Genomic DNA, 24941 nt, shown 5'->3' with positions numbered 1-24941 from the left:
ATAACAATTAGCTTCATCTAGACATTTCTTTTAGCCTACTTCATTGAATTATTCTTAATTAAAATCGACTCCATATGCTTTTTAAAAAAAGTATTTAGTAAAATAGAATGAAAAAACGATACAAAGATTATACCAGCATTTCTGTTTAGATAATTTTCTATTAAACATATCCCAAGTATCATTAAAATAAAGGATAAGTATAATATATTTTTGGAAGTAATCGCCAAATAAATATTAGAGGTAAAAAAGAAAACAATAATTAATCCTAATATACCAAACTGAAGCAAAGAAGAAAGAATTTGATTATGAGCATCATATCTATTAACAATAGAGGTTTTCATATTGTTAATTTCATATTCTTTTAATAATTCATTTTTTTCAGAATTTAATCCATAGCCAATAATTGGTTTTCTATTAATTACTTCTATCGCACATTTCCACCTAGATAAACGAGAGTCTCCTACTTTACTATAGTTATAATTGGTTCCAACCTGATCAGACAAATCCCATTTTAACTCCTCAAATACCCTAGTCGAAATATAAGTGTTTTTTAATTTCAATATCCCAGAAATAAAGATCATAATAAGCAAAGTAAAAACAGCAAATGATATTACCTTATTTTTCTGGTATAAAACAGATATTTGTTTCACAAAAAATATTAAAAAAGCTAATAAAGTAAAACCATAAATGATTCTTGCGTTTAAAAATAGGATTGCTGTTGTGATAATCAAAATTACCATTATTATTTGTGCTTTCTTGATTAATGTTCTTTTCTTATTAAAGGTAATTAATAACCATACCAATCCTAATACAAAATACATACCTATATAACTCGGATGAAATTTTAATATTTTTGTAAAGCTATAGCCAGTATGATAAAAATTAAATAAATCTCGATCTATGGAAAAAATAGGTCTTGTTAAATAATATGTATAGAAATTATGCAAAATTAAAATTAAAGCACTTACTACACAGCCATAAACCAAACCTCTCATTCCATAATTTCTAACTTTATGCAATTTTTCTTTATTTATAAAAGAAACTATTAAAGGGACTACTAAAAAAAATCTTTTTTCCAAACTGATTAATACCATCCCCAATATCGCCAGCTACTATAAACCCCCAAAAAAACATTGCAAAAAAAATAGCTGTAGAATATTTAACACCAATCAAGCTTTTTTTATATTTAATTGTTTGTAATTTACTGTCAAGAGAATAAGTAATAGGAATACTCCAAGAGTAATGTTACCAATACTGGTAGACAAGGGTAAAACAAAAGCAAACAAAAAAGCACTATTGTTTAAAAGTTGTTCCTTTTTCATTATAATTTTTTAAATACATAAGTGCAAACAAGAGTCCTAAAAATACCCCTGCCATACCCGAGTTGAATACATGCCCTGCAATCGAGGATATTCCGATAATAATTAATGACATCAAAAAAACAAAACTTCCATAAGGATATTTATCTTTTACCTTCTTGAATGTCATAGCTTGAAATAAAATAAACAATACTAATGTAAAAAAGAAAAACAATCCAATAAAACCATAAGTAAAAAAAATATCTAAAAAGTCAATTTCTATGGTTTTTCCCGAATTTAATTGTTCATATCTGCTTTGGCCTACTCCAATTATTTTTTCCAGTAAATCATAGTCTTCCTTATATACATTAAAAACTTTTTCAGCAAATTTATTTCTACTTGAAAGTATAAATGTTAGTAAATCAAGTTCTTCCCAAAAAAAGTTAGCCTATTAAATAAATTTGAGTTTTTTATAATTTTCCAGGAAACCAAAAGTACTACAGGAAGTATTACAAAAATTGATATTAAAATAATTTTTAACTTTTTAAGATTAATTTTTGTTGTGGGTGGTTTGATCGGAATCAAAAAGAAAACCAAAAAGATTCCTAATATACCGACTTTAGAACTTAAACCTAAGCCTGCCAAAACATTAATTATCAAAAAAATAAAATACTTCTTTACTTTTTTCTTATTCCATAAATCATAAGCAATTATGGAGCTAAGAATTATTAGTACTACAGACAATTCGTTACCCGCGTAAAAAAAACCCTTAGATCCAATATCCCCATATTCGTACATAGGATATCCCAATCCCACATATTTTATAAAAATATTGACGATCAATATGAGATAAGAGAATTTAACTAGCTTAAAGGTTAAAACATGACTAGAAATACGATTGCTTTTAAAAACCTCCGCAAAAAATAAAAATGAAAAAAAAGACAATAAATACTTGGTTATGTATATAAAATCAAACAAAAAAAACACTATGCTATTTTGTTTTATAAACTGATATAATGATGGCAAAAAAAGAAAACTGAATATACTTAATACAATTAAAAGTTTAGTTGTTCGCAGCGAAATTCTTCCTAGTAATAGCACTATAACAAATAGTTTATTTACTTGGCTAACCGATATTGGTAATTTAATCTCATTGTGCAGAAGTATTCCATTAAACATATCAATGATTAATATTAAAAATAAAAAAGAGATAATCCAATTATCAATTTTTAACAATCTAAGCATATGATAGACTTAACAAATTTACTTATTTGATGATTCTTTTTAGATGTAAAAATAATAGTTTATTGTAAAACTGAAGCTTGATTCAAAAAATCTATGAGTTTTCTCTTGACAGATTGATTTTCATATTTCATTGCTGTTCTTAGGCAATTGAATTTCATTGTTTGTTTTTGATCGTAGTTTAAATCCCAATACTTTAGTATTTTATTAGCTAACTGTACAGGGTTTCTAACTTGAAATAAAAATCCGTTACATCCATCTTTAACATATCCAGTAGGACCTCCCACCCTACTTGCAACAACTGGTATACCGCACATCATAGCTTCAATACCAACCAATCCTAAACTTTCACGAAAAGTCGGGAAGATAAATAAATCAAAACTATTATATATTTCACATAACTTATTTTGAGGTACTGATTTATGTATAAAAACCCTATTCGTAAGATCAAATTGATCAATCATATTCATTATTCTCTCTTTATCAGGCCCAGAACCAACAAAAAGTGCCTCAAATTCAATTTTTGTGTCTTTTTCATTTAATATTTTGAGCGCTTCTAACAGAATTTTCCAACCTTTTTCCTCTACAAAATTAGATATAAATCCCAAAGTGAAAACTTGTTTTTCTGTGTTAATTGGAAAAAATAAGTTTTTATCGACTCCGCCAGAAGGGTAGACTAGAATTTTTCCACCAACCACTTCAAACTTTTCCATTATCAGTTTTTTATAATATTCAGATGGTACTACAATTTTTGAATTATTTACAACAGGTTTTAAAATTTGAAATAGTACTTTTTTTATTCGTGTATCGAAAATAGCATCACTACCATGAAAATTTAATATTAAATTTTTTTAAAATACAACAGAATTAAAAGTACGGGTGCAAAATATAATGGAAAATGAACATAAATAACATCACCTTTCTTAGAAGTCAATCCAATCCATAATATTTTTATGTACAACTTAATATAAGCAAAAAACTTTCCTAAAAATGAATCTTGTTTTGTTATTACAACCTTATTAGTTGTAAAACTTTCCACATTTAATACATTTATAAAGTTCTTAACAAAAATTCCAAAACCAGGATATTCCTCGGAAGGGAACATATTAGATATTATAAATATTTTTTTCATAAACTCATTATCTATTCCAATCTGCAACCAAGTTATTTTTCAAAATGCAACTTTAACGCTAATAATAAAGTTACGACGGCAAATTTATTCCTGTATTCAAAAATATTATTCTCATATATTTTCTTAAGATCAATTTTCAACTCTTCAGAAATGTAACTTGCGTTTATTTGACGTTCTAATACTTTATCCAAATAGTTTAAATATTTAGGATTTTCCTTAAACCATTTGGCAAAAGGATTCATACTGTCATAGTTTAATCCAAAATACTTTTTTGCTCCATTATGATATCTTTTAAATTCATGTCCCCAAGTAATTTTGTATTTATTATTAGGTTTCATGTCAATTTTATCCCATTTGTAATTGATAACACTTTTATGATATTTTTTTAACCAATCAAAATAAATTATTTGATGTTTTTTATATCTATTAGGTAGTGCCATACAGTATTCTATGAGTTCCTTATTGTAGAAGGGCGAAACGTGATCTATGATGTTGTTAATTGATTTATCCCCCATAAGCGTTGCATTCATAACTCTTTGTTCATACGTAAACAATTCAAGTCCTCGTTCTTGATACATAGATAATATCATAGGAAGTGATTCAATTTTATGCAGTATTTCAGGGTTTTTAACAAATCCCGTATAACCTATGCTTTGTTTATTTTTAAAAAAGTCATAGTTTTCAGAAGTAAACGAACCGAAAAGTAAATCACCTATTTGTCCAGAGTGGATAGTCTCGTAGCCCGAAAAATCTATTTTTCTAAGGGAAGACGACAATTGTGCAGAAGTATGATACATGATCAGTCCATCAGTATTCTTTACAAAATTATTAGATACATCTTCTATTAAGTAATTAGGGTTATCAATAAGTCTTTCTAAATGGTCAAATCCGTTAGATAAAGAAATCTCTCTTGCGTATTTAATGTCTTTTGAAGTGGATTGTCCAAAGGTAAGTGTTGTAACATCTTCAAAACCCAGATTTTTTGCTATCAAAAGATTAGTTCTCGCATCCATACCACCACTTAGAAGTGAAATATGATTTTTTTGATAATCTTTATCCTTCTGCCATTCGTTATATATTGATAATTTAATCAAATCATCTATGCCTTGTAATGCTGATTTATAAGAAATGTCTTTTTTATCTCTTTTATATTCATGATATTGATATGTTGTAAGTGTATTAGAATTAATATCATATTCAATTATAGAAGAATAAGATAATCTAAAAACATCTTTAATATAAGTGTTATTCCCTAACACAAAACCATATAAGGCCATCATATAGGCAGCATCAGTATTAATATCATATTTTATCCCTTGTTCTCTTAAAAACTTAGAAATAACTTGAAGTTCCGAAGCAAAAACAAATCCTAATTCTTTGTTAAAGAAATAAAATATGCTTTTTGTAGCTAGATTATCAGAAAAAACAAAAATTTTATTTAAATCTCTATCATAAAGGAAACCTGAAAAAATTCCATCAATTTTTTTGATAAAGGAAATTCCTTCTGCCTTATAATATTTCCGAAAGTTCTCTCTTGTTCTAATTGTTTTGGTATAATTAATTCCCTCAAAGCAAATAAATAAATCGTCAATTTCAGAAAAAAACCTGTCATTATTTAATTTATCCAACACTACTCGCCCTAATTTACCCTTATCAATTTTCTTTTCTTCAGAAATACAGTTTTTGTCATTGCAGTTTGAAAAAAACTATTTAGATCTATCTGTTTGGAAAAATCTCCGAAAAATCCACTAATTCCTGCCATTAATTATTTTTTTGTAATATGTTTTAGTAATTGTATATCTAATTGTTAAAGACAATATACTTCCCAAAGCAACACCAATAAGATTATAATATTCATACAAAAATAAGCTAAAACCAATGTTTACAATTAAACTAATAACATTGATGTAGAAATTTTGGATGTATTTTTTTAATCCCAATAAAAGTGCCATAAGGCATTGTAAATATTTGGAAAATCTTAGAAATTAAAATGAGTATAAATACGAATATAGAACTCTTGTAATCTTTATACACAAATGAAACTAATAAAATATAAAACAGGAATAGTGACGGAATAATATAATAATTAATTTGCCTTATTTTCTTTTTAGCTCCTTGAAATGATTGTATCGAATACTTGAACTTTTCAACATCAACATTTAGAACTGTTGTTGGAACAATAATGAGTATATTAGCGATTGTTAGTGAAAAACTATATATTGCGATTTCCTTTAAAGAACCCTCTTCACTGCTCGATAGATATTTAATTACCATGATATCCGTTAATAGAAATGCAATGTTGGCAAAATTGCTTATTATTAAAGTAAAGGTGTTTCCGATCTGCCTAACAAATAGTCTAGAAAATCTTTTAATTTCATTTTTATTTTCTAAAATTATCTTAGTAAGGTAATATATAAAACAAATAAGCCCAATAGCATATAATGGATATGTCGCATATATTAAAGCTTTTGGCTTATCTTCAAAACTATAATAACTTACTATAATTAACAATGAAAATATACTAGCCAATATCATCTTATACTTAGAACTTCTATTACTCCCAAAGCCTACCAAATTGAATGCTTGCGTAATAGAATTTGCATGATGAAATTGTGAAAAAAATATCAGAGGAATAATAAGAATTAGCAAGTCAAAGTAAATTAATAGAGGAGCTGCCAATATAGTAATCAAAGTAGACAAGATCATACTGAAAATATAAAAACTTGTTTTACTTGCTTTACTTCTAGTATAAGTAATAATAAGACTTGTTGTTCCAAAAGAAATAACTACCGATCCTAATTCTATAAGTTTTTTATAATATTCAAATTGCCCAAATTGAATTTGGGACATTTCGTAGGCAAGAAAAAAAAGTCAGATATTCTAGTCCTCTTCCAAACAAAATGGAAAAACCATAAAAAACATAGTTTTTATTCTTTTCATATTGTTTTTGAATAATGTTTGACAATTTCTATGAGATTAGAGACTATTTATAATCCTATATTTCTGACTTTAACTCCTTTTCCAATGGTTCCTTTAAAACCACCTCTATAGTATAAAAAAAGGATAGGCTATCTATCCTTCTAATTGGTTTATTAAATTTTTTTACTATATATTTATACTTCTGTACTTCCTGTAACACCGGCTTAGAATCCCATATCAAGAACTCTTTATCTTCTGGTAAATACTGCTTATTAACATACAAGTGAAGGCCTAAACTATATTTTTCAACCACCTCCTTAGAGATATCATTATTAAGCATTAATACAAATTTAAGGCTATCTTTTTCTTTTTCGAAAAAGGCTATTTTTTTAACAGTATATCCTCCAATAAAACTTTCATTTATGTTTCTTAACTTCTTATATTTTGATAATCCATTTTTAAGATTTTCTCGTATTGAATCTTTATTGTTACATCCAAAAACAATTAATACTAGAATGAGATGAAATATTTTTTTCATTTAACTAATTTGTTAATAATAAAATTATATAATTTTATCCTTTTAAAATAAGTTTCAAAAACTTGAATCCACCTATAATTTGTCCCTTAAACATTCTTTTAGGTTCTTGTAAAAATCTAAAAAGCCATTCTAATCCATTATTTATCATCCAGGAAGGAGCTCTGTTAAGTGTCCCTGCAAGTATATCCATCCTACCCCCACTACCAACGAAAATAATACCAGGAAATTTTTTGTTCAACTCAGCACTTAACATTTCTTGTTTGGGTGATCCCATAGATATCATGACTATCTGAGGATTTACCTTTTCAAGGGCTTCTTCCACCTTTTCTTTTTTGCCTCCAAAAAAACCGTTCATCCGGCCTACAATGTTTATACCAGGATATATTTTTCTGGCTTCTTCTACCGCCAATTTGTTATTTTCTTCTGTAGTTCCCAAAAAAATAATCGAAGCTGGTGTTTTTTTGAAAGCTCCATTGCTAATCCTGGAAGATCTAACTTAATAATCTTTTTCTTATACTTTAATTTAAATGCCAATTGTGCACCAAAACCGTCTGGTGTCTGTAACATTGCACTATCAATTACTTCTTTGGTTTGTCCATTTTCATAATAAGAAACCATTTTTAAGGCATTAATTGCTGCTGTATAACCTCCATTTCCAGTTTCGATCCTTTGTAAAATAAATTTTTCTACATTCTCTATAGAGATAACCTCATAACAGGGGCATCCGCCTTGTAATTTTCTTTGTTCCATTTAACTACCATTATCTAATAATTGATCAACAATTATCTTTGAAGAATTACCTTCCCCATATAAATGGGTAGAGTTATCAATTTTTTTATTCAAGTACATTGTTAAATCGTCAATTAAGGAATCGGAAGTTACATCAATTAATGTATTTACCTGATTTTCTATCAACTCTACCCATTCTGTACTATCTCTTAAGGTCAAGCAGTATTTGTTGAAAAAATAGGCTTCCTTTTGTAACCCTCCACTATCTGTAATTACTAATTTGCATTTGTCTAATAGATATAGCATCTCTAGATATCCTACTGGATCAATAGTTTGAAATTTAATCTCCAAGCCAAGTTTATCAATAATTTTTTTTGTTCTAGGGTGTATCGGCCACACTATGTTATTTCCGTCCTTAACCAATGCATTTAGAGAATCTATAATATTACCCAACCTCAGCTTGTCATTTGTGTTTTCCTGCCTATGTATAGTAACCAAAATAAATTGTTCTTCTTCCAATCCAACAGGACATTTCATTTTATTTTTATAAAACAATGCACTGTCATACATGATATCACCAGATAAGGAAATAATAGCATCTTTCTTATCAAATCCATCATTCTGCAAGTTGTTAACCGCTGTAGTAGTTGGACAGAAAAGAATATCGCTAATTTGGTCTGTAAGTATTCTGTTTATTTCTTCTGGCATTTTCATATCAAAAGAACGCAAGCCTGCTTCAATATGAGCTACTTTGATATGAAGTTTTTTTGCAGCCAAAGCTCCAGCAATGGTAGAGTTTGTATCACCATAGACCACTACCCAATCTGGTTTCTCGTCTAATAGTATTTTTTCAATTTCCTCTAGCATCCGACCTGTCATCGCTCCATGAGACAGGCTATTAATATCCAAGTTGTATTTAGGTTCAGGAGTTTCCATTTCTTCAAAAAATATGTTACTCATATTCTTATCAAAATGTTGTCCAGTATGTACAATAATCTCTTCGCAATCAGGCCTTTCTTTTAATTCCCTGCTTAAGGAAGAAGCTTTAATAAATTGCGGTCTTGCTCCAAGAATAGTTACTATTTTCATAAAAATAATTTTATAGGCCTTATTGATTCTTCAAAAATGAATGGTACTCTCCTTTTAATCCAATCGGAGTGGTATTTCTAATAGAATGAACAATTTTTATAGCGGTTCTAGCAGCGTCCAAACCATACCCCTTTCCTTCAAGGATATCTTTATACACCATAGTATGTAAATCTGTAAAACCTCCACTAAATTCTAATTCTTCGCCATCTATAGTAATTGATCTGAATGTCGTTTGACATTTTTCTTTTATTTCCTCTGGCAAATATTTAGCATTAATAGATAAAAACCATCGTACTCTTGCATTCTTAAACTCAAGATATCCAGCCGCTCTGTCCTCTTCATGAATATGAACCACATTTTCTTGAATATCTCCAAAAATCCAAGATAACATATCATAAAAATGTACACCAATATTCGTTGCTATACCACCAGATTTACTAACATCTCCTTTCCAAGAAGTATGATACCAATTACCTCTAGATGTCAAATATGTCAAATCCACTTCAAATTTGGTATCCTTTTTGGCTTTTTCGACCTTTTCTTTTAGTGCGATAATCGATGGATGAACTCGCAACTGAAGAATATTATATACTTTTTTCCCTGTTTTCTCTTCAACTTTTTGCAGCTTATCTACATTCCAGGGATTGAGAACTAAAGGTTTTTCACAAATGGCATCTGCACCACTTCTAAGTGCAAATCTAATATGCGCATCATGAAGATAATTGGGAGAACATATACTTACATAATCAAGATATAAATCCTGCTCATATTTTAGTTTTTCGATATGTCGATCAAACCTCTCGAATTCAACAAAAAAATCAGCTTTTGGAAAGTGAGAATCTATAATCCCTACACTATCATTTTTATCATAAGCGGCCAAAAGTTTATTATTGGTGTCTCTTATTGCCTTCATATGTCTTGGAGCTATATAACCTGCAGCTCCTATTAGTGCAAAATTCTTCATATTAATTCTTTAAGTTCTTTTGTAATATATTCTATTTCTTCTTCTGTCAGATAAGGGTTCATAGGCAAACTCATAATTTCTTTAGATACTTTCTCCGAAACCGGAAAATCCCCCTCTGAGTATCCTAAATAGGAGAAACACTCTTGAAGATGAAGTGGTTTTGGATAATGAACTGCCGTAGGAATGCCTTTTTCCTTTAGTTTTGACTGAATCTTATCTCTATTTTGTATACGTACAGAATATTGAGCCCAAACCGAGGTATTATGCTCCTCGATAAAAGGCACACTCATGGTTTCGTTAAGCAGTTCGTTATATTGCTTTGCTACCTTTTGCCTCCTGCTAATATCGTTGTCGTAATGTTTAAGTTTTTCTAATAATACAGCTGCCTGCAGTGTATCTAGACGGCCACCCATTCCAATATATTTATGAATATATCTTTGTGTTTGACCATGTACTCTTATACTTTTTATTTTTGTTGCTAGTTTTTCATCATTTGTAAAGAGCGCCCCTCCATCTCCAAAACACCCTAAAGGTTTTGCAGGAAAAAACGAGGTACATCCTATTTTCGAAACGTTACAACTCTTTTGTCCTTTATAAGTCGCACCAAAGCTTTGTGCAGCATCCTCTATTACAGTTATTTTATGCTTCTCTGCCAGACGATTAATTGCATCCATATCAGAAATCTGACCATACAAGGAAACAGGCATAATTGCCTTTGTTTTTGAAGTAATTTTTTCCTCAATTAAACTCGCGTTTATATTGTAGGTGGTTTCATCCACGTCAACAAACACTGGAGTAGCACCTAGAAAAGCAATTGTTTCTGCAGTTGCAATAAACGTAAAAGGAGATGTGATTATCTCATCCCCCGGTCGAATATCTAGAGCCATCATTGCCAACAAAAGGGCATCAGTCCCAGACGAGCATGTAATCGCAAATTTTGACCCTGTAAAATCTTGCAGGGCTTGTTCTAAATCTCCGACTTCTTGTCCCATGATAAAACTAGAAGAAGTAACGACCTTACCCATAGCCAAATCAATTGCATCTTTATGCTCCTGATAAGCCTTCTTTAAGTTTGCAAAATCTATTTTCATTAAGATTATTTTGTTCTTTCAACAGATTGATTAATAGTGTCTAAAACGTATTCCTGGTTACTTTCAGGACAAACGGCTTTACCATTGTCATCAAAATTTAAACGATGTCCGTACTCGCTTACCCAACCAATTTGTTTTGCAGGGTTTCCTACAATCAATGCATACGGTTTAACAGTCTTTGTAACCACAGCTCCAGCTCCTATTAATGCATACTCGCCGATATCATTTCCGCATATTATCGTAGCATTTGCGCCAATAGATGCTCCTTTTTTTACATTGGTTTGAGCATATTGTCCTCTCCTGTTTACTCCGCTTCTTGGATTAATTACATTTGTAAAAACCATCGATGGACCTAAAAAAACATCGTCTTCACATATCACTCCTGTATAAATAGAAACGTTGTTTTGAACCTTAACATTTCTCCCTAACTTCACATTTGGAGAAACAACCACATTCTGACCAATATTACAGGATTCTCCAATAATACAATCTGGCATGATGTGAGAAAAATGCCAAATTTTAGTGCCCTTACCTATTGAACAATTATTATCAACAACAGCGGTTTCGTGAGCAAAGTATTCTTTATCAACCATATATAAGTTTTATACTACTAAAGTCTATCTGTAACAAATTCTTTTGGAAGAAAACTTTTAACATCGTAAACAACCGCGTTATCGTTTCCTAATGAAGAAATATCTAAACTCATAAATTCTTCATGTCCAACTGTCAGAACTATGGTATCGTACTTACCTGTAGGTTTCCCAATTAATTCAATCCCGTATTCGTGACGAACCTCATCTGGATTAGCATGCGGATCAAAAACGTCAACAGACATTCCGAATTCTTTTAATTCATTGATAACATCTATGACTTTTGAGTTCCTGATGTCGGGGCAATTTTCCTTAAAAGTAATTCCTAAAACCAATGCTTTTGCGTTTTTTACCCGATGTCCTTCTTTCACCATCAGCTTAACAATTTTATTGGCTATATGAACTCCCATCTCATCATTTATCTTCCTTCCTGAAAGAATTACTTGAGGGTGATACCCCAAACTTTCAGCTTTATGAGTCAAATAAAAAGGGTCAACTCCTATACAATGCCCTCCTACTAAGCCAGGTCTGAATGGTAAAAAATTCCATTTAGTTCCGGCAGCTTCAAGCACTTCAAGAGTGTCGATATCCATTCTATCAAAAATTAAGGCTAGCTCATTTACAAACGAAATGTTTAAGTCTCTTTGTGTGTTTTCTATAATTTTAGCTGCTTCGGCAACTTTAATAGATGACGCTTTATGGGTTCCTACGGAAATGATGGTGCTGTAGAGCGTATCCACAGTTTCTGCTACTTCTGGAGTACTCCCAGAAGTAACTTTAATTATATTGTGAACCCGTCTTACTTTGTCTCCTGGATTTATTCTTTCTGGGGAATACCCACAGAAGAAGTCAGAATTATATTTTAGTCCACTAAATTCCTCCAGTACAGGAACGCAAACCTCCTCTGTACACCCAGGAAAAACTGTTGACTCATAAATTACAATATCTCCTTTAGATAAATATTTTCCAACCAACTGGCTTGCTCCTCTAAGTGGTGATAGATCAGGTTGCTTAAACTCATCTATCGGAGTAGGAACGGTTACTATATATATTTGCGCTTTTGCAAGGTCTTTTTCGTTTGACGTATAATCGATGGTGTTCACTTTATTAAGCTCTTCTTGAGATACTTCGTTTGTGAAATCAACTCCATTACGTAAATCTTCTATCCTAGAAGGATTAATATCATAACCTATAATATCAAAGTTATGTTTCCCGAACTCAACTGCAAGGGGTAATCCAACATAACCTAGACCTATAATGGCAATTTTATTATTTTTTATATCACCAGAAATCATTTATTGTTTTTTTAAACTTTTCTTCCACTCAGGCAAAGAAATAGAAAATGTATCTATTGCCCTTCGGCTATCCAAAACACTGTATTTTGGTCTGACTGCAAAAGTAGGGTAATTATCTGTTTTTTCTAGTTTTATCTCACTAAGTTTTCCTGAAGCTCTTAAAATCTCTTCTGCAAAATCATACCATGTAGCTTCACCGAGATTACTGTAATGATAAAGACCGTAATCTGAGGAATTTGAAGACACTATTTCAAGAATAAATTTGGCTAAATCATGAGCATTTGTAGGGGTTCCTGTTTCTGATGCAGTAATAGTAAGTTGCTTTTCTGTTCTAGATTTTTTCAAGATGGTTTTGAAAAAATTATGCCCGTACTTTGAATATAGCCATGAAGTTCGAATGATAAAATATTTATCCAGTATCTTCAGAATTTGTTTTTCACCTTCAAGCTTGGATTTTCCATATTCGTTGATTGGATTAGGAAGGTCCTCCTCGGTATATGGTGTCTCTTTTTTTCCATCAAAAACATAATCGGTAGAAATATGAATCAACGTCGCATCATTTTTTTTACAAGCTTCGGCTATATTTTTGACACCAATAGCATTTACCATAAATGCTTTCTTTGATTCTTTTTCTGCACGTTCTACATTGGTGTAGGCGGCACAGTTAATCACTACCTGGTAAGAATACTTATCAAAACGACGATTTACTTGTTTTTTGTCTGTAATATCGAGTTCTGAAGAAGTCGCAAAATCAAAATAGAAATCGGGGTATTGATCTTTTATAGCCAACAAACACTGCCCTAGTTGGCTTGAGGACCCTGTTATTAAAATGTTCTTTCTTTCTGAATTATAATTCATTTAATAGCTCCTTAAAAGAAGGTAATTCTTTGTCTTTATCAGATAAAACAATTTTGCTTTTATCGCATTTCCAATCGATACCAAGATCTGGATCATCAAATCTTATGCCCGACTCTGATTCTTTATGATAATAGTTATCACATTTATATGAAAAAATTGAGCTTTCGCTTAACGTTAAAAAGCCATGTGCAAAACCTCTTGGGATATACAACTGATAATTATTTTTTTCATTTAATAATATCGAAAACCACTGTTTAAAGGTTTCTGAATCTTTTCTAAGGTCTACAACCACATCTAATGCTTCACCTTTAATTACTCGCACCAACTTGGCTTGCGCAAAATCTCCTTTTTGGAAATGAAGCCCTCTTAGCACTCCTTTTGTAGAAGAGGATTGATTATCTTGAATAAAACCAATATCAACTCCTGTTTTCTGAACAAATTCTTGCTGATTGAAACTTTCGAAAAAATAACCTCTATTATCCTTATAAACTCTTGGTTCGACAATAAAACACCCTTCTAAAAAAGTAGGTTTTATATTCATCTTTGATCTAATTGTAGTAAATATTTGCCGTATCCACTTTTTATAAGTGGTTGTGCTAAATTATGTAGTTGTTCTTTGGAAATAAATCCTTTTTTAAAAGCCATTTCTTCTATTGCTCCTATTTTTAATCCCTGTCTTTCCTCAATAACTTGAACAAATTGTGAAGCTTGCATTAGCGATTGAAACGTACCAGTGTCTAGCCATGCCGTTCCTTTATCCAGTATGCTCACTTTTAGCTTTCCTTTTTCCAAATATGCATTATTAACGTCGGTTATTTCTAATTCGCCTCTTGCGCTTGGCGTAATTGCTTTTGCGATTTCTACCACCTCATTGTCGTAGAAATATATCCCTGGAACCACATAGTTTGATTTTGGTTGCTCTGGTTTTTCTTCAATAGAAATTGCATGACCACTTTTGTCAAACTCTACTACTCCATAGCGTTCTGGGTCTTGTACATGATAAGCATAAATAATTCCTCCATCTGGGTTATTATTGCTCTCCAAAAGATCTTCGAGGCCCGATCCATAAAAAATATTGTCTCCTAAGATTAAAGCCACTTTATCAACACCAATAAAGTCTTCCCCAATGATAAATGCCTCGGCCAATCCATTAGGGTCTTTTTGCGAAGCATATTCAAATCTGCATCCATACTGTGCTCCATTACCCAATAGTTTTTCAAAAAGGGGCAAATCTTCTGGTGTAGAAATGATCAAAATTTCTCGAATACCAGCGCTCATCAATGTAGACAACGGATAATATATCATCGGTTTGTCATACACTGGCATTAATTGCTTACTAACTGCTAGTGTAAGCGGATGCAATCTTGTTCCAGAACCTCCAGCTAGTACTATTCCTTTCATTTGCTATACTTATTAATATACCATCTTATTGTTTTTTGAATCCCCGATTCAAAGTTCTCTTCTGCTGTCCAGCCCAATTTACTTTCTATCTTGGTCGCGTCAATTGCATATCGAAAATCATGTCCTGGACGATCCTGTACAAATGTAATTAGTTCTTGATAAGATGCGGAATTCTTTCTAGGCCTTAACTCATCAAGTACCTTACATATTGTGTTGGCAATGTATAAGTTATTTCTTTCATTTTTACCTCCAATATTATACGTTTCTCCAATTTTTCCATCAAAAAAAGCCAGTTCGATACCTTTACAATGGTCTAACACGTATAGCCAATCTCTAACATTTTTACCTTCACCATATATGGGTATTGGATGCTCCATAAGTGCATTTCTTATGATAGTTGGAATCAACTTTTCATCATGTTGTTTAGGACCATAATTATTGGAGCAATTCGTAGTAACAACATTCATCCCATAGGTATGGAAATAACTTCTAACGATAAAGTCTGATGAAGCCTTGGAAGCGCTATATGGACTGTTAGGCGCATAAGGTGTAGATTCATTAAAAAGTCCTGTTTCGCCTAAACTTCCATATACCTCATCGGTAGAAATATGGTGAAAACGACATTCTCTGTAATCGTCTTTGTATGTGTGTGGGGATTCCATCCAGTAGTTCCTGGCTATATCCAGGAGAACAAACGTACCAAAAACATTGGTGTTGATAAACTCATCTGGACTTACTATCGAATTATCAACATGGGATTCTGCGGCAAAATGTATGACTCCTTTGATATCATACCTTTCAAAAACACTTTGTATAAATGCTCTATCGCATATATCCCCTTTAATGAATGTGTAGTTTTCTTCTTCTGTAATTTCGGTAAGATTTTCTACCGTTCCCGCATAAGTAAGTTTATCAATATTAATTACATGAAAATCGGAGTGTTTCTTCAAGAAATAAGGAATAAAATTGGATCCTACAAACCCAGCTCCGCCTGTAATTAAAATGTTTTTCATAATCTATTTTATATACACTTCTAATAGCTTCATATCAGAGTGATCACTTTCTAATTGAATATTCTTGATTGCAGAAGGAATCAACACAGTTTCTCCCATACCTAAAGGGATCCCGCCATACTCAGAAACAACCTTACCTTGTCCTTCTACACACAGGAAAACCACAAAAGAGTCTATATCATTATACGTTTTGTCAAAAGATTTATCCACATGAATAAAATTAGTTGTAAAGTATTGATTAGAAATCATTTCGTTGGATTGATTTGACTCCTCTTGATATCTAATTCTTGTACTTTTTTATTCTCGTAGGCAAGCGCATCCAATGCCAGTTCTGTATGCAATTCTCTTCTATTGCCTTGATCATCTACTCGATCCCAATCATATACCCGATAGGTAATGTCAGAGGTCTGCTGTATTTCTGCAATCATCGTTCCTTTGCCAATAGCATGAATAATGCCAGCGGTAATAATATAGCTATCTCCTTTTGTAATCCGTTCAATGTTCAACAAATCAACCAGGCGGTTCTCATTCAAATGCCGTTGATATTCTTCTTGGTTGGTTGCCTTATTGAAGTCTATAATTAATTTTGCGTCATCATCTGCCTGAATTACATACCACATTTCAGTCTTTCCGAAAGAATTATGACGTTCTTTTGCTAAGTGATCATCTGGATGTAATTGAATCGATAGATCATCATGTGCATCTATAAATTTGATCAATAAAGGAAACTGATCACCGAACAACTCATACACTTTATTTCCTAATAAACTACCTTTATGTTTTTTTATTAGATTAGTTAATTTTTCGCCCTCAAAAATGCCGTTAGACACAATAGAAATATTCTCTCCAACAGTAGAAATCTCCCAACTTTCTCCAATATTTCCATTAATATCTGGTTTGTTGAGAATTGTCCTTAATTTATCTCCCCCAGATCTTATCTTTCAAGATCGGATAAAATTTTAGTGGATATAACATGATAATCGTTTTATATAGTTACTTTCATTTATAAAAGGGGTAATTACATAAAGACTTTATTCTTGGTTTACAAAATTAGTTATAGATTTTAACAAGAAACTTATGAAGTATAAGGCGATCGCTATTCCTACAAAAACCAAAGGAATAAGAAACATCATTCTTTTTGCCAGTTCGTTTCGTTTTGAAATAATCCCGGTATCTTCTATTACCGTATACATTTCATTGTCTAATTCCAAGGATTTTTCTTGGGACCGAATCTTAGATAACAACTCTTCTTTTCGTTTTATCAATGATGCAATCGTTGGAGTTTCAGATTCGGAAGCAAATACAATTTTACCTTCATTACTATTTGGATTATTGCTTAAGTTAGTTAGGTAATCATTAACAAAAACTAATGTTTTTTTATTTTGTTCAATTTCACTTTTGATCTGTTCAAGTTCTAGGCTAACAATCTTTTTAAAATACTCATTTGATTTTAAATGATTTAAAATTGCTTCCACTATTTTCGTGTTTTCTGGATCTGCATTTTTGAAGATTAACGTAAGCTTATGCTCTTTATAAAAGTTGCGATACTTTCTTTCTTTAAGTAATTCTTCATTATAATCTTCTGTAAACGATTCCTTGTCCTGTAAGCGGGTCAATATTTCCTCTGGGCGAACTACAGGATTTAAGATAATTTTATTGACATTTTCTACCAACTCCAGATCTAAACCAAGATCCATAACGTAATTGTCATCTTTGAAATTATCCTCCAGATCCTCAACAAAATCGTAAATATATTCTACTGATCTATATTTGGGTTCAATGATAACTTCTTGAACAAAACTGTTTTTTTTGTCTTGGAATTGATCCATAAAATAGCCTAACCCTCCACCTAGCAATCCTAATATGAGAAAAAGGACTATTTTTCTCTTAATGAATAAAACTGCATCAACTAATAAACCTAATGCTTTTCTAAAAAACTCTTTGATCATTGCAAAAAGTTGCATTAAATCTATTTCTTCGTTTTGATTTGCTTGACTCATTTTTTTATCGTTCGTTAAATATTTGTTCTATAATTTTTTCGGTGATCAAATAGGTAGGCTTTACCCCTGTAGTTCCCAATCCTCCAGATGCCAATGTGCTTCCTGTTTCCAAGGGGTTATCCGAAGCGTAATAGGCATATCGTACTTTTACTTTTGGACTGATACTCCCTCGTAATCGAGAAGCAGATTGAATAGCTTTTTGATAATGTGCACCTTCCATTTCAAGACCAATTACATTCCAGGTAGAATCGTGAAAAAACTTCAAGATATCTCTATTCTGTAAGGAAGTACCTAAAACAGTAATCATAGCACCATCGTAAATATCGATTCCATGCCCTTCCAGGTCTTTCTTATTCAGTTGATTCTTGAAAGGATAATTATCCGCGGTACCTTCAAATACATGAGCAGAAGGAATCATGATATCTCCTTTTCCTCCTTCCAAGATTCCAGCTTTCCCCATAATAGAAACTGATTTCACATTCATTCGAATTTTGTTCCCATCGAGATTAATATATGGTTTCAGTAATTCGTCCATGGTTTCATACGCCTGTTCTCCAAACGCATAATCCATAACTATAATTACCGGCTTTTCTTTATCCCCTTTGTTGACTACAAGATCTCCATACGCTTCATCTCCATACTTTGACGTATCGAAGACCTGTACATTGATATTGGCACCACTTTGATCATCAATAAAAGTCATTCCTTTTTGTAAGGCTAACTTCTCCACTCTTTTTCTAAGTTTATCGTTAGCATCATTACTCAGTGACTCATAAATATCAAAAGTAGTCTTATTTTTTAGTTCAGTTTTTAAGGCCAAAGATGCATATAATGTATTCATTACACTATGCATATTGGCACTAATAATATGAATCGGGCGATCAAATAGATCTAGCTCTTCTAGTTTGCTTTTGATTGTATTTGCCCAGATCTCTCCATGAATATGGTGACCTAAACGTTCTCTAAGTACAGGACTAAAAGTCACAATTCTTTTCTTATCCTCTACATATTCTTCGATAGCAAGTTTCCCTAACCAATAAATGATGTGTAGAAAGCGTTCTTTATTTTCTGGACAAGAAAAGCTATCATAAATAGAATTAGCTTCTTCAAAAGTTCTCCCCAAAATGTTTGCCGTATGCGTTAACGCAACCTCTTTTTGGGCCTTGGTCAATTCTTTTTTGGACAGTACAGCATTCTCTAATTTTTGCCAATCTCTAGTTACATTCCCCTCTTCATTAATCACCACACGATGCATGATCTTATGAGACTCGATAAACAAAAAGGTAAGATGTGTTAGGATATCGTAAATTTCGGATCGACCTCGAGTAATCTCAATATTCATTTGCTCCTCATCAATGCGATAGCAATTTCTTCTTCTCTTGGGAGGGACAATAACTTTGAAATGAGAGTTTTTATACCCTTCATCACTGGTAAGATTAATGTAGCGACACTCTTCTATTCCTATTGGTAATCGATCAATTACATATAGTAATCCGTTGAGCTCTACTTTTTCTTCGGCTACAGATCCATAAATCTCCGGTCGCAAGGTGAGCAGTGCTTCTCTTAGGGTATCTCCCGATACTCCCATAGGTTTGTAAAAACCTCTGTTAAACAAATGACGCATAGTAATATACATGCGTTCTATTGCACTAGAGCTTTCTTGTGCTCTTGTTCTTCCTTGTAATATTAAGTTTGCCATATGTTTTTCGCAACAAATATAGTCTATTTGTCAATCATAACAGAAAGGGCATCCGCAATATTTCTATCATTCGACAATCTAGGAAGTTTATTTTGCCCACCTAACTTTCCTATCGATTTCATATAGTTTTTAAATCCTTCGTTAGGAACCACTGTAATTTTTAGTGTTTTCAGGATTTTTCCTTCTATCAAATCGTCGTAGTAAGTGTTTTGATTTCTTAGAGACTTATCTATCGCCAATGCCAGTGTGTCTATGTCGTTTGGTAGTTCTTTAAACTCAATAAACCATTCGTGATAGGGTAATTCGTTATCCTCGGGATTGACCTGCGGAGCTACTGTAAAATCATTGATCATGGCACCTACTTCTTCAACGCCTTCTCTCAATGCCTGATCCACTTCTTTGCCGATTACATGTTCTCCAAAGGCCGAAATAAAGTGTTTGATCCTTCCAGATACTACGACTCGATAAGGGCTAGTATTGGTAAACATCACCGTATCCCCGATATTATATGCCCACAACCCTGCACTTGTAGAAACCAACATCACGTAGTTTACTCCCGTTTCAACTTCACCAATAGTTAACCTTTTGGGGTTCTCATCAAAAAACTCATCTGCTTTTACAAACTCATAAAACATCCCAGAATCCAATTGCAAAAGCATACCTTTTTCATCTTGACGATCCTGAAACGCAAAAAATCCTTCAGAGGCAGGGTATAATTCGATCCCGGCAACTTTTCTTCCTATTAAATTTTCAAAGGTTTTACGATAGGGTTCAAAGTTTACCCCTCCGTAGATAAATAATTCAAAGCCTTTGAAAAGCTCACCAATGGTTTTGTTGGTTCGTTGCTGTAGTCTTTCAAAATACATCTGTACCCAAGGTGGTATCCCACTAATGATACTCATGTTTTGATCTATAGTCTCCTCTACGATGGCTTCTACCTTTTGCTCCCAATCTTCAATACAGTTGGTTTCCCAACTCGGCATTCTGTTTTTCTGAAGATACTGTGGAACGTAGTGTGCAACGATACCTGAAAGTCGTCCTAATTTTACTCCATTTTTTTCGCTGAGTTCTGGGCTTCCCTGCAGAAAGATCATTTTACCATCTACAAAACCTGCCTTTCCGCTTTCTTCTATATAACACAAAATCGCATTTCGAGCGGCATTGATATGTGTTGGCATTGAGGCTTTAGTTAATGGAATATATTTGGCTCCACTTGTGGTTCCCGAAGTCTTTGCAAAATACAGTGGTTTTCCTGGCCATAAAATATCGGATTCTCCATCAACCACTCGATCCACATAAGGTCGTAACGCTTCATAATCGCGAATCGGAACTTGCTTTGCAAAATCGGCATAAGTCTTAATATTTCTGAAATCATGATCCTGACCAAAAGCAGTATCTTGAGCTGTTTTTATCAAATCTCGAAATACACGTTCCTGAGTACCTACCGGATCCGAAGCCCATTTATTAATTTTTTTACGAATACGTTTTGCGAAAATCTTAGCGCCTAATGCTTTTAACGACATAGTTATTATTCAAAATCGACAAAGTTTGTAGGGTCTGTTGGGTACCCATCCCTCCACAATTCAAAATGTAGATGAGGTCCAGTAGAAAGTTCTCCTGTAGAACCTGCTGTTGCAATTACTTCTCCCGCTTTGACCTGTTCTCCTTGTTGTTTGGTCAAAGAAGCATTGTGTTTATATACGGTAAGCAGATTATTAGCATGTTTCAGAATAATGACATATCCCGTTTCTGCTGTCCATTCTGAGAAGATTACCGTACCGGCAGAAGCTGCTTGTATTGGAGTATCCTTGGGAACAGCCACATCTACTCCGTAGTGCTTTTGGGTAACATCATACTCGGAAGTTATATTTCCTTTTACAGGAGAAAACAAAGAAAAATCAGAATTTGATTTTTCATTTTCGAACAAGCTGTATTTATCTTCTTTGGACACTTCTTCACGAAGTCTCATGTCTTGATCCGAGGGACTTAAGTCTATTTCTTCCAGATTTACCTTCTGAGACTGTACTGCAGAATCTAAATCAAACTCTACCGTTTTTACATCCCCGGTAAGTACCTTTTTTATAGAATTATAGTATTGCTGATTTACGACTATTCGGGATTCCAGCGAATCCGTTGTTGCTACCAATCGAGTGGCTTTCAGGTTTAACGAAGTAGACGAATATCCAGGAATATATTCTCTTAAAGGAGTAAAAGCAATCAAGAATGTAGTTCCCGACACCAGGAGAATGCCGGTAATCGTTACCATCACAAAAACATTAAGCCTGTTCAGCTTAAAAGATATGCGCTCTTCAAAAGTATCTTCATTAAGAATTACCAAGCGATACTTGTTAAGCAGCTTCTTCGTAATTCGTTTTTGTTCCTTTTTCTTTTTTGCCATAAGTGAAAAGCAAATATACATATTCTACGAATACCAAAAATACAACGTTTAAAGGGATATTTATAGTCTACGCACTCCATTAATTTTATGCTAAAATTGAATTTTTGAAGATCACGATCATTTATCGGTTTTTATAAAGTGATATATGAATCTTTAAGATCGTTCGTTAAAGATTATATAAATGATGACGGATTCATCATTTCTTGCTAACTTTGTATTCTAATTTATTAAGATCATGATGACATCAAGTATATTTTTAGGAATGATTGGTCCCTGGCAAATCGCTTTAATTGTAGTGATTGTGTTGTTATTATTTGGAGGAAAGAAAATTCCAGAATTGATGAGAGGATTAGGAAGTGGAATTAAAGAATTTAAGGACGCTTCAAAAGAAGATGAGGACCCTAAAATTGATGAGAAAAATTAATTTTTAAGTCAATATATGAATAAAGCCCGGTATCTACCGGGCTTTATTTATTTGTATACTTTTCTAATTAATCAATAAGCGATAATTGTATTCTTTTGCGCTGCAAGTCGATATCCATCACAGTCACCATCAGGTGCTGATTTAATTGCACAACACTATTGACATCGCTGATATATTCGTTGGCCAGCTTTGAGATATGAATCAAACCACTTTCTTTGATTCCTATATCTACAAAACAACCAAAGTTGGTAATATTGTTTACAATACCAGGTAGTTTCATTCCGCTTTTCAGGTCTTCTATCGTTTTTACATTGGGATCAAACTCAAAGACGGCTGCTTTCTTTCTTGGGTCTACCCCAGGCTTTTCTAGTTCTTTTACAATATCATTGAGTGTAAGTAAGCCCACCTGATCAGTGATATAGTTTTGCAACCTGATCTTGGCGATAGCAGGTTTGTTTCCTATCAATTCTGTGAGTGGTACTCCTGCCTCTTTTGCCATTTTTGACACCAATTGATATCGCTCTGGGTGCACCGCAGAATTATCAAGTGGATGTGTAGGATTGGTAATCCTAAGAAACGCCACAGCCTGTTCGAATGCTTTACCTCCTAATCTCGGTACCTTTTTCAATTCTTCTCTGGATTGCAGTGCTCCATTTTCTGAACGATAAGATACGATGTTCTCAGCCAATTTTTCTCCAATTCCTGAAACATAACTTAGTAAAGGAACACTCGCCGTATTTACATTAATTCCAACGCTGTTTACACAACTCATCACCACGGTATCCAACTCATTTTTTAGCTTGGTTTGGTCTACATCGTGTTGGTACTGCCCTACTCCAATGGCCTTGGGATCGATCTTTACCAATTCTGCCAGAGGATCCGCCAAACGTCTACCTATGGATACTGCTCCCCGAACGGTAACATCATAATTTGGGAATTCTGCCCTAGCAATTTTTGAAGCCGAATATACCGATGCTCCACTTTCATTTACCATAAACACCTGCATTGATTGATCAAAAGGTATTTTTTTGATAAACGCTTCGGTTTCCCGAGCCGCAGTACCATTACCAATACCAATAGCTTCTACTTTGTAGGCGTTTGCCAACGATTTTATTTTCTTAATCCCTCCTGTGATATCTCGCTGCGGTGGGTGCGGGTATATGTTTTCATTATGTAACAAATCACCTTGCTCATCCAGGCAAACTACTTTACAACCAGATTTGAATCCGGGATCGATAGCCAAAATCCTCTTTTGACCCAAGGGTGAAGCCAACAATAATTGTTTTAGGTTTTGAGCAAACACTTTGATGGCATTATCATCTGCTTTTTCTTTGGCTTGATTAAGCACTTCGGTAGAGAGCGCCGGAGTCAATAACCTTTTATACGCATCAGAAATGGCAAGAAACATTTGGTCGGTACATGCCTCAACATTGGTTTTGATCATCACCCCGTCAATGATATCTAAGGCATCATCTTCGGGTACTTCGATTTTTACACGAACCACTTTCTCATTTTCTGCTCGCAAAATAGCCAACAATCGATGCGAAGGACATTTGTGCAGCGGTTCTTGCCAATTAAAATACTGCTGATATTTTTGTGCTTCTTGATCTTCTGTTTTGGCTTTGATTACTGTTGACTTTATACTTGCTTTTCTTTGATATAATCTACGTAATCTATTCCTTACTTTCTCGTCTTCATTAATCCATTCTGCAATAATATCTCTCGCACCTTGTAAGGCTTCTTCCTCGGTAGTAATCGTATCATTAAGATATTGAGAAGCAACAAAAAGGAGTTCTTCTTCCTTTTGTTGCAGGACTACTTTGGCCAAAGGTTCCAGTCCCTGTTCTTTAGCAACAGTAGCTTTGGTTTTTCGCTTTTTCTTATAAGGCAGATACAAATCTTCTACCTGCGTAAGGGTATCAGCTGCTTGAATTTTTTTCTCAAGTTCTGGAGTCAATGCTCCTTGTTCTTTGATCGTACTCAGTACGCTTTCTTTTCTTTTTCTAAAGCTTCGAAAGCTGTTTTATATTTTACAATCTCACCAATGGCTACCTCATCCAAATCACCTGTCATTTCTTTACGATATCTAGAAATGAAAGGAACAGTAGCTCCTTCATCCAAAAGTTTAACCGTATTGGCAATTTGCTTTTCGGAAACAGGAATATGTTTAGCAATATAAGAAACTGTGTTCATCAATTTGTGTTTTTTTGAATCGCTAAATATATTACAAAATGTCTAATTCGGATTTATGTTTTACATAC

At 33.0% G+C, this 24941-nt stretch carries 24 protein-coding genes and 2 pseudogenes; 1 reads left to right on the top strand and 25 read right to left on the bottom strand.

The features are described 5' to 3' along the window. Positions 1-35 precede the first annotated feature (35 nt). The 24 genes and pseudogenes from AC0L3Q_RS00575 to AC0L3Q_RS00460 all read right to left on the bottom strand — a co-directional run bounded on the left by AC0L3Q_RS00575 (position 36) and on the right by AC0L3Q_RS00460 (position 22256). Positions 36-1079: an O-antigen ligase family protein gene (locus AC0L3Q_RS00575; protein WP_473284173.1), complete on the bottom strand. Its 1044-nt coding sequence runs from the start codon at positions 1077-1079 to the stop codon at positions 36-38. 214 nt (positions 1080-1293) lie between these two features. Beyond that, on the bottom strand, positions 1294-1707 hold the full coding sequence (locus AC0L3Q_RS00570) for an O-antigen ligase family protein (RefSeq protein WP_473287026.1): 414 nt from the start codon (positions 1705-1707) through the stop codon (positions 1294-1296). Between the two features lie 5 nt (positions 1708-1712). Further along, on the bottom strand, positions 1713-2543 hold the full coding sequence (locus tag AC0L3Q_RS00565) for an O-antigen ligase family protein (protein WP_473284171.1): 831 nt from the start codon (positions 2541-2543) through the stop codon (positions 1713-1715). Positions 2544-2602: 59 nt separating this feature from the next. Further along, positions 2603-3253 carry a glycosyltransferase family 4 protein gene (locus tag AC0L3Q_RS00560; protein ID WP_473284169.1) on the bottom strand — a complete coding sequence of 217 codons (651 nt, stop codon included), beginning with the start codon at positions 3251-3253 and terminating at the stop codon, positions 2603-2605. Between the two features lie 128 nt (positions 3254-3381). Beyond that, a complete protein-coding gene (locus AC0L3Q_RS00555) occupies positions 3382-3672 on the bottom strand; it encodes a hypothetical protein (protein ID WP_473284167.1) in 291 nt (96 codons plus the stop codon). A 32-nt stretch (positions 3673-3704) separates the two neighbouring features. After that, complete coding sequence (locus tag AC0L3Q_RS00550) at positions 3705-5300, bottom strand: asparagine synthetase B family protein (protein WP_473284165.1); 1596 nt, start codon at positions 5298-5300, stop codon at positions 3705-3707. Positions 5301-5565: 265 nt separating this feature from the next. Then, on the bottom strand, positions 5566-6522 hold the full coding sequence (locus tag AC0L3Q_RS00545) for a hypothetical protein (RefSeq protein ID WP_473284164.1): 957 nt from the start codon (positions 6520-6522) through the stop codon (positions 5566-5568). A 145-nt stretch (positions 6523-6667) separates the two neighbouring features. Then, positions 6668-7129 (bottom strand): hypothetical protein, encoded by a 462-nt coding sequence (locus tag AC0L3Q_RS00540; protein WP_473284162.1) that lies wholly within the window; start codon positions 7127-7129, stop codon positions 6668-6670. 34 nt (positions 7130-7163) lie between these two features. Then, the gene (locus tag AC0L3Q_RS00535) at positions 7164-7538 is read right to left on the bottom strand and encodes a WecB/TagA/CpsF family glycosyltransferase (RefSeq protein ID WP_473284160.1); all 375 of its coding nucleotides are present in this window, start codon (positions 7536-7538) and stop codon (positions 7164-7166) included. Continuing rightward, positions 7529-7879 carry a hypothetical protein gene (locus AC0L3Q_RS00530; RefSeq protein ID WP_473284158.1) on the bottom strand — a complete coding sequence of 117 codons (351 nt, stop codon included), beginning with the start codon at positions 7877-7879 and terminating at the stop codon, positions 7529-7531. The genes AC0L3Q_RS00535 and AC0L3Q_RS00530 overlap by 10 nt, the downstream gene beginning before the upstream one ends. After that, positions 7880-8947, bottom strand: coding sequence for a non-hydrolyzing UDP-N-acetylglucosamine 2-epimerase (gene wecB, locus AC0L3Q_RS00525; protein WP_473284156.1), 1068 nt, complete (start codon positions 8945-8947; stop codon positions 7880-7882). Between the two features lie 19 nt (positions 8948-8966). Continuing rightward, complete coding sequence (locus AC0L3Q_RS00520; RefSeq protein ID WP_473284154.1) at positions 8967-9911, bottom strand: Gfo/Idh/MocA family protein; 945 nt, start codon at positions 9909-9911, stop codon at positions 8967-8969. Continuing rightward, positions 9908-11002, bottom strand: a complete 1095-nt coding sequence (locus tag AC0L3Q_RS00515) for a DegT/DnrJ/EryC1/StrS family aminotransferase (protein ID WP_473284152.1) — start codon at positions 11000-11002, stop codon at positions 9908-9910. The genes AC0L3Q_RS00520 and AC0L3Q_RS00515 overlap by 4 nt, the downstream gene beginning before the upstream one ends. 5 nt (positions 11003-11007) lie before the next feature. Then, on the bottom strand, positions 11008-11595 hold the full coding sequence (locus AC0L3Q_RS00510) for an acyltransferase (protein WP_473284151.1): 588 nt from the start codon (positions 11593-11595) through the stop codon (positions 11008-11010). A 17-nt stretch (positions 11596-11612) separates the two neighbouring features. After that, positions 11613-12887: a nucleotide sugar dehydrogenase gene (locus tag AC0L3Q_RS00505; protein ID WP_473284149.1), complete on the bottom strand. Its 1275-nt coding sequence runs from the start codon at positions 12885-12887 to the stop codon at positions 11613-11615. After that, positions 12888-13745: a dTDP-4-dehydrorhamnose reductase gene (rfbD, locus tag AC0L3Q_RS00500; protein ID WP_473284147.1), complete on the bottom strand. Its 858-nt coding sequence runs from the start codon at positions 13743-13745 to the stop codon at positions 12888-12890. Then, positions 13735-14286: a dTDP-4-dehydrorhamnose 3,5-epimerase gene (gene rfbC, locus AC0L3Q_RS00495; RefSeq protein WP_473284145.1), complete on the bottom strand. Its 552-nt coding sequence runs from the start codon at positions 14284-14286 to the stop codon at positions 13735-13737. Before rfbC ends, rfbD begins: the two co-directional genes overlap by 11 nt. Next, complete coding sequence (gene rfbA, locus AC0L3Q_RS00490; protein WP_473284143.1) at positions 14283-15146, bottom strand: glucose-1-phosphate thymidylyltransferase RfbA; 864 nt, start codon at positions 15144-15146, stop codon at positions 14283-14285. Before rfbA ends, rfbC begins: the two co-directional genes overlap by 4 nt. Continuing rightward, entirely contained in the window at positions 15143-16159 is a 1017-nt protein-coding gene (gene rfbB / locus AC0L3Q_RS00485) for a dTDP-glucose 4,6-dehydratase (RefSeq protein WP_473284141.1), read from the bottom strand. Before rfbB ends, rfbA begins: the two co-directional genes overlap by 4 nt. A 3-nt stretch (positions 16160-16162) precedes the next feature. Continuing rightward, positions 16163-17134: pseudogene (locus AC0L3Q_RS00480) on the bottom strand (type I phosphomannose isomerase catalytic subunit). A gap of 56 nt (positions 17135-17190) precedes the next feature. Next, entirely contained in the window at positions 17191-18159 is a 969-nt protein-coding gene (locus AC0L3Q_RS00475; RefSeq protein ID WP_473284140.1) for a hypothetical protein, read from the bottom strand. 4 nt (positions 18160-18163) lie between these two features. After that, positions 18164-19858: a DUF6909 family protein gene (locus tag AC0L3Q_RS00470; protein WP_473284138.1), complete on the bottom strand. Its 1695-nt coding sequence runs from the start codon at positions 19856-19858 to the stop codon at positions 18164-18166. A 23-nt stretch (positions 19859-19881) separates the two neighbouring features. Then, positions 19882-21381 carry a GH3 auxin-responsive promoter family protein gene (locus AC0L3Q_RS00465; protein WP_473284136.1) on the bottom strand — a complete coding sequence of 500 codons (1500 nt, stop codon included), beginning with the start codon at positions 21379-21381 and terminating at the stop codon, positions 19882-19884. 5 nt (positions 21382-21386) lie between these two features. After that, on the bottom strand, positions 21387-22256 hold the full coding sequence (locus tag AC0L3Q_RS00460; RefSeq protein ID WP_473284134.1) for a M23 family metallopeptidase: 870 nt from the start codon (positions 22254-22256) through the stop codon (positions 21387-21389). 235 nt (positions 22257-22491) lie between these two features. On the opposite strand from AC0L3Q_RS00460, the gene AC0L3Q_RS00455 reads away from it, so the two are divergent. After that, complete coding sequence (locus AC0L3Q_RS00455) at positions 22492-22680, top strand: twin-arginine translocase TatA/TatE family subunit (protein WP_073316012.1); 189 nt, start codon at positions 22492-22494, stop codon at positions 22678-22680. A 67-nt stretch (positions 22681-22747) separates the two neighbouring features. On the opposite strand, the pseudogene AC0L3Q_RS00450 reads toward AC0L3Q_RS00455, so the two are convergent. Further along, positions 22748-24873: pseudogene (locus AC0L3Q_RS00450) on the bottom strand (Tex family protein). Between the last annotated feature and the right edge of the window lie 68 nt (positions 24874-24941).

Source organism: Aquimarina sp. KJ22-3 (genome assembly GCF_055808215.1).
Note: the sequence above shows the minus strand (reverse complement) of the source record. Positions and strands in the feature narration are given on the sequence as shown.